This window comes from Bacillus sp. JJ1127 (assembly GCF_036965845.1).
GTDB lineage: Bacteria > Bacillota > Bacilli > Bacillales > Bacillaceae_G > Bacillus_A.
In genome coordinates this window covers 8,503-16,027 of sequence record NZ_JBALQK010000147.1, presented here as the reverse complement: position 1 = coordinate 16,027, position 7,525 = coordinate 8,503, and the positions used below count along the sequence as shown (strand labels likewise).

The following is a 7,525-nucleotide window of genomic DNA, read 5'->3' as shown; positions in this document are numbered from 1 at the left end:
AATTGATGTATATATAAATGAAGGCTTTTATGAACAGTCTATTCTAGAAATAGCACTGTGATAAAAGAATGAAGAAATGGAGGAAAACATGGTTAACAAGTTGAAACAAACGGATAACTACTTCCCACATTTCCTGTTACTATTCATTGTGTTTCAGCCAATTTTAGATTTGTTAACATCTTTTTCAATCTACATATTACACATGAGTGCGACAGTCGGAATTGTAGTACGTTTTGCCTTTATGCTTCTTATGCTAGTGTATCTTCTTTTCCACTTAAAAGAGCCTGGAACGAAGAAGTACATTCTTTATTTATGCTTACTTGGAATCGTACTTGCAGCGGGTCTTGCAAACAATATGATGGTTAAGTCCCCGGTATCTTTTAGCGAGGAAGTTAAATTTATTTTAAAAAGTGTATATCCAATTGTGTTGCTGTTTGGATATATTATTGTCTTTAAAGAAATAAAAGATAAACAATATGCTTATCACAAAGTCGTTACATATTTCTTATACACATCATTGATTTTAAGCATTGTTATGATTGTTTCGATTGCATCTGGGACAGATTTCCCAAGTTATCCTCACTCAAAGCTTGGTTCAAGAGGATGGTTCTTTGCTGGAAATGATTTAAGTGCGATTTTCGCAATTATGTTCCCAATCGTTGTACTGTATTCCATACAAAAAACAACTTCTTTTTCTAAAGTATATTACTGGATTCCAACACTGTTAGCGATGTATGCAAGTATTATGGTAGGAACAAAAGTAGGATATGGATCCATTGTTTTTACACTAGGTGTTGCACTTCTATTTTCGTTTATTGAATATATCATGCAGCGTAAAAAAGAAGGAAAAGGATTCACGCCTCTTGTAAATGCGATCGTTGCTCTCGTTGTACTAGGAGGCCTAGTGATTGTTACACCACTCACTCCTATTTCTAAAAATATGGGCATCCATTTACAGATGTATGAATATAAAAAATCAGTGCGAGAAGACCAGGAAAGAAAAGAAGGTAAAGTGGTGAAAGAAGATCCTGATGAAGCAAAAAAACATGCTGAGGGAGAACTCACAAATTCTGAAGTGAAAAGTCTAATTTATAGTGACCGTGATAAATTCTTAAAAGTATACAAACAATATTATAAAGAAGCCCCTATGTCGCAGAAACTATTTGGTATGGGGTATGCAGGAAACTATACAAAAAAAATTAAGTTAATCGAAATGGATTTCTATGATTTATTCTTCGCATTTGGAATCATCGGTTTTCTTATTTACCTGTTACCATTCCTATATTTTGGTATCCGGTTATGTATCCGCGTCATTTCAAATTTCAAACAAATATTAACCGTGAAATATATGTTACCAGCTAGCACAATCGTGTTATCACTTGGCATTGGCTATATGTCTGGACATGTATTAACAGCACCAGCTGTTAGTATTTTCTTCGCCGTTATACTTGCCTACTTGATTGTTGATTTAAAGGCAGACTGAAAATAAAGTAAAACTTTAATCAGCGGGGGCTTCATCCCCCGCTGATTATTAGCCCACAAATAGTTGGGATAAAGGGAATTAACATCTGTTTCTATACTAGATGTTGATTCCCTTTATTAACGACAAATACTTATTTACATAACTTATGTGAAAGACTATATAATAGATATATCCTCTTTCACATAAGAGTTCATATAACAAAATCACATAACACAGTACATTTTTCATTCTTAACTGTATTGTACACAAAGTGAGGAGAGTCGCTTGGTATTTAGTAGTTCTATTTTCTTATTTATCTTTTTACCTTTAGTATTATTTTTCTATTTTATTGTACGCGCTGAACTGCGTAACTTCGTGTTACTAGCATTTAGTTTAGTCTTCTATGCATGGGGAGAACCACGCTTTGTTTTCTTAATGCTCTTTTCTATCCTATTAAACTACTGCTTTGGTTTACTCGTACATTATTATGATCAACGTAAAAATATGAAAGTCACGTTTTTGATCATGGCTGTAATCGGCAATATTTTACTTCTTTCTTATTTTAAATATATTTCATTTTTCACTGACATTTTAAATCAAGCCTTGCATCTATCTATTCATATAGATCCTGTTCCGTTGCCAATTGGAATTTCATTCTATACGTTCCAAGCAATGTCTTATGTCATTGATATATATCGTAAAGATGGAGAAGTACAAAAAAATCCGCTCAACTTAGCATTATATATATCGATTTTCCCGCAGCTTATCGCTGGGCCAATCGTTCGTTATAATATCGTTGCTGAGCAAATTAAAAAACGCATTCATTCTTTTGAAAAATTTACAGAAGGAATTCAAATATTCATCCTTGGACTTTCAAAAAAAATCTTAATTGCAAACCAGGTTGGATTTGTCGCTGATAAAATTTTTGCCCTTCCTCCTTCTGAAGTGAGTGTTGGGACGGCATGGATTGGAATCATTGCTTATACACTTCAAATTTATTTTGACTTTTCAGGATACTCTGATATGGCAATTGGACTTGGGAAAATGTTTGGTTTTGATTTCCCTCAAAACTTCCATTACCCATACATTTCAAAGTCTATTTCTGAGTTTTGGAGAAGGTGGCATATTACATTAGGTTCTTGGTTCCGCGATTACGTTTATATTTCGCTTGGAGGAAATCGCGTATCAAAACTAGCAAATTACCGAAATTTATTTATCGTTTGGGGACTAACCGGTTTATGGCACGGTGCCAGCTGGACATTCCTCGCTTGGGGATTATATTACGGGGTAATCATCTCTCTTGAAAAGGCGGGCCTTGAAAAACTATTAAAAAAATTATGGAAGCCGCTGCAACATATATATGTATTACTAATCGTCATGGTTGGTTGGGTCTTTTTCCGAGCTGATAACTTTACATACTCTTTCCAGTATTTAAAATCAATGTTCGGCCTGCAAAACCACCCGCTTACAGATGACAATACAATGTTATACATACATGAATACGGGATTGTATTTCTAATTGCCTTTATCGCAGCAACGCCAATTTTAGCACGTATTAAAAATGTGCTAGAACTCGCACCAAAAATTCATGTATTTTCAATTCAAATTGTGCGTCCTGTATTATTACTGACATTATTTATGATTTCGATCATGTATTTGGTCAATTCGACGTATAATCCATTTATTTATTTCAGGTTTTAACTTATGCAGGAAGGAAAAGTTATTATGAAAAAATTGGGGAACTTTGTTCTATTCATCGGTTTTCTCACCATTATCCTTTCATTTGGAATATTATCGTTGCTCAAGACAGATCGAGCGATTTCACCTGTTGAAAATCGCCAACTTGCCCAAAAACCAGCGCTAACAAAAGAATCGATTCGAACAGGCAGTTTCTTTAAAGACTTTGAAGCATACACGAACGATCAATTAATCGGCAGAGATGAGCTCATTAAAAACTATACGCTGGCTCAAATTAAAATGAACAAGTCTCTCATTAACGATATTATTCTTACCGACGATACATGGCTGTTAAAAAACCCTGCATGGACACCGAAATATAAAGAAATTGACCAGTCCATGCCAGCCGTCAAGGAACTATCTCAGTTTCTGAAAGAACAAAACATCGAGTTTTACTTTGCTTTACCACCATCAAAAACGAATGCATTATCGTTTAAATTACCTTCTCATATCCACACATATGCGAAGGAAGATGTAAATTACTTTCTCGAAAAGCTTCCGACAGATGTAAAACCAATTAAACTCATGGAACATTTCGAGAAACAGTATACACAACAAGAAATACAGGACATGTATTTTAAAACAGATCATCACTGGAATATGGATGGTGCTTTCCTAGGCTATCAATATATTATGAACACAATCAAACAAGAATCTTCTATATATAAAGGAAAAGAAGTCGAAAAAGAAGATTACACACGCACATGTGCCAAAAACAAGCACCTTATCGGAAGCTTTAACAATCAATTGTATCAACTCATTGATGCAACAGGAGAAAAGCTTTGTTACTACACACCGAAAGACGGATTTCACTTTACAAGTGTAACTGCAAAAGATGTAAATGGCACTATGTACCATTCACTAGATGAAATATACGGTGTAGAAAAACAAAAAGACACAACATCGTATGCAGGTTACTACACAAATGACTATCCTGAAATCGTCTTTGAAAACAACGATGCACCTAACGATGTCCATGCCTTAATTTTAAAAGATTCATTTGCAAATGCAATTGCACCGCATTTAGCACAAAACTTTAAACGAACATCCATCTTGGATCTTCGCCACTATCACAAAAAAGATGTCTACCAATATATTAAAGACAACAATATTAATATGGTCTTGTTTGTATATAGTGACTCAACCTTAAGTGGTGAGATGTTTAAGTTTAAGCAATAATCATAAGGCACGCCCCTTTAGAAATCTCTAAAGGGGCGTGTTTCTTAATGAACAAAAAAACAAGTCCCGTGTAAATCATTACACGGGACTTGTAAATCTAATACAGCAATTCTATTAGATTTCTTCTTTAATTACGTTGATTGTTACAGCTTTTGTACCATACTCAGTTGTTGGTGCAAATCTGTCTTTCACAACTTTAAAGATAACTGTACCTTTATCTCCAAATGCAGTTGTTACACCCTTGAAGACATCGTTTTTCTCAGTATCCGTTTCATCAGCTAAGAAGTTATATAAGTCTCTTCCTACGTTAGATATTGCATCACTTGACTTAACAGCTGTTACATAACCAAGCGCAGCATCACCTGCATCGAATATACCATTATCGTTGCGGTCAAGGTAAAGTTTACCTTGTTCTACATCTTTCGCATCTTTATATTCTCTTAGATTTACATCATCAATGATACGTACTTTATGTTCTGTGTTGATATTTAATTTGATGCCATGTACAATATCATCTTTATCGCTCTTCTCAACATTTAACACTCTGTCAATGTCGACTTTACGTTTTTCAAATTGTTCAACCTCTACATCTTTAAATTGAACAGATTTAATTTGAATATTTTCTTGTGTAACAGTGATTGTTGCGTGTCCAGCTGTAGCACCATTTTTCGTTAAGATGACATCTGTAACACCTGCTGTTTTACCTGTTACTTTTAAAGTTTTTCCATCAATTTTAGCTTCAGCAATATCAGTATTTCCTACTCGGAAATCATATCCTTTTAAATCTGCTGCATCGGCATATACACCTTCTGTAGTGTAGTTAGATAATTGATATGCAACTGTATTTCCTGCACCAAGTGTAGTATCTGCTGTTTGATCTTTTTGACCAGCTTTAGAAACAAGCTCAAGTCTTGGAGCTTCATGACCAATATTGCTCTTTGTTACTTCAACAAGAAGTGAACCGTATCCTTCACCACTTGCATTTGTATTTGGATTTTGGAAGTGGATTGTACCAGTTCCAACTTTAGCACCTTTAACATTGATAACAGATGTACCAATTGAACCTTCATTCGTTGTAGTAACATCTAAAGCTGTTACCACACCTGTTTGTGGGAATACTTCTTTAATAGCCCCAGAATTCGCACCAAATGGATCGCCGTATTGGTCAGTTGTTACAAATGTTACTGGTAACTCTTTACCTTCTACAACTTTTAATTGATCTGGGCTTGCTTTTACATTTGTTAATTTACGTGGATCTGTTTTTACAACGAAATTAAATTCTTTTGTTACATCGCCCACTTTAACAGTAAGTTTTGCAGAACCAGCTGCCTCTGCTTTAATAATTTTCTGCTCATTATTATTAACAGAGATAACGCCTGGATTAGATGATTTGATGCTAATCGCATTACGATCAACAACTTTGTTCTCATTATTAATTTGAGCAACAACTTTCTGAATACCTGCTTTTTCACCAGCAACTAATGTTTTGCTGTTTAATGTAAAGTCTTGCCCTTTAAGAGCAGAATTATAACTTACACCATCACCAGCTGTGTCTACTGCAAATACAACGTCTTTAATTGCTGCTGCTTCTGCATCAAGGTTTTTCACTTCAATCGTGTTAGTGTTTGAAATTGTAATACCGCCGCGTTTTGTAACTTGTACTTCAACTTTATATTTTGCTTTTCCAATACCAACAGCTAGTTTACCAGTTTTTGACTCTGCAGATTGGACTCCGTCTTCTCCTTCAAAGATTTGTGCTGGAGTACCATTTAAATTGGTTGCAACAAACTTCACATCATAACCAGCAAGATCTAAATATTCGATGTCAGCGTTACCTTTTTCTTCATTTAATTTAAATACAACTGATTGATCTGCACGATCATCATCAAATGTAAGTGCTTCTACGCGTAATTTTTTCACTTCGTATACATACTTCACATTGAATGATTCGCCTTTTACGTTCACAGTAAGGTCTTTATTTGGAGCAACTTTACCACCAAGTGTTACAGTTGCAGTTTTTCCATCTTTACTTGCCTCAATCGCAATCGCTTTATTACCTTCAAGCGTTACATCTTCAGCAGAAAGGTTGTTCAATCCTGTACCAGTTAATGTTAATTGTGCTGGGCCAGAAACAGAAACGTCTGTTACTTTTGCAACACTATTATCTGGTTTCGCATATTTACTATCTGCTTGCGCAATAAAATGAACTGCTTCTGCACGCGTTACAGATTTATCTGGCGCCCAGCCATTATCAGTTCCTTTAGAAAGGCCTAATGCGATTAAAATATTTGCTTTTTCTTCACCCCAATGGCCTCTTAAATCGTCAAATTTTGTTTCTAATGTTCCATCTACTTTATCTTTCAAGTCGTAAGCTCTTACAAGCATTGCAGCCATAGAAGCACGGTCAATTTTACCATCCGGATAGAAGTTACCTTTTCCGTCACCTTCAATTACACCTGCTTTTTCAACTGCTGCAATGTATGGAGCTGCCCAACTACCTTTTGCATCTTTAAAAGATGGTTTTGCATTTTCATCAACCGATAAACCTAAAACAAGCGACATAATTTTTGCAGCTGAAGCACGATCTACCTCTTCCGTAGGAGAGAATGTACCATCTGGTTTTCCGTTAAGTGCACCTTTCGCTACTAAATAATCAATAGAATCAACAGCCCAATGATCTGCTGGAACATCCGGGAATGTTTTACCTGCCGCTGCAGCTGGAGATACAACTCCTGCCACCATTGCTGCCGTCATTGTACCTGCGATTAATTTTTTATAAGAGTTATTCTTTGCCATTCTGTTTAGTTCCCCCTTTAAGATTATCCTACTAGTTTCATCATATGTAATTTGAAAACTAGTTACTCACAACCTATTAAGTAATAAAACTTCAAGCAAAATGATATGAATGCTCTGGAACGATGATTTATATGATAAATTGCAATAAAAATTTAAACGAAAACGAAATGGGAAATTAAGTTTTTTTTACCATTTTGTTGAAACACGTCTATAGTACTACACTTACACAATTGTTTTCAATGATTTTTCTCAAAAGAAAGTTCGACACGTTTTCACTATTCTGTTAATTACAAATATTATTTCATAATAAAATGTACTGTACATTATTACGATATATACAATATGCAATTG

General features: G+C 34.9%; 4 protein-coding genes. 3 read left to right on the top strand and 1 reads right to left on the bottom strand.

What is annotated here, in order from left to right:
* Positions 1–88: 88 nt before the first annotated feature.
* The 3 genes from V7183_RS15280 to patB1 all read left to right on the top strand — a co-directional run bounded on the left by V7183_RS15280 (position 89) and on the right by patB1 (position 4,378).
* Entirely contained in the window at positions 89–1,483 is a 1,395-nt protein-coding gene (locus V7183_RS15280; RefSeq protein ID WP_335360072.1) for an O-antigen ligase family protein, read from the top strand.
* Between the two features lie 264 nt (positions 1,484–1,747).
* Complete coding sequence (locus tag V7183_RS15275) at positions 1,748–3,163, top strand: MBOAT family O-acyltransferase (RefSeq protein WP_335360071.1); 1,416 nt, start codon at positions 1,748–1,750, stop codon at positions 3,161–3,163.
* A gap of 24 nt (positions 3,164–3,187) precedes the next feature.
* Positions 3,188–4,378: a secondary cell wall polysaccharide O-acetyltransferase PatB1 gene (gene patB1, locus V7183_RS15270; RefSeq protein ID WP_335360070.1), complete on the top strand. Its 1,191-nt coding sequence runs from the start codon at positions 3,188–3,190 to the stop codon at positions 4,376–4,378.
* A 114-nt stretch (positions 4,379–4,492) separates the two neighbouring features.
* Here the strand turns inward: patB1 and V7183_RS15265 are convergent, their stop codons facing one another.
* A complete protein-coding gene (locus V7183_RS15265) occupies positions 4,493–7,174 on the bottom strand; it encodes an S-layer homology domain-containing protein (protein ID WP_335360069.1) in 2,682 nt (893 codons plus the stop codon).
* Positions 7,175–7,525: the final 351 nt, after the last annotated feature.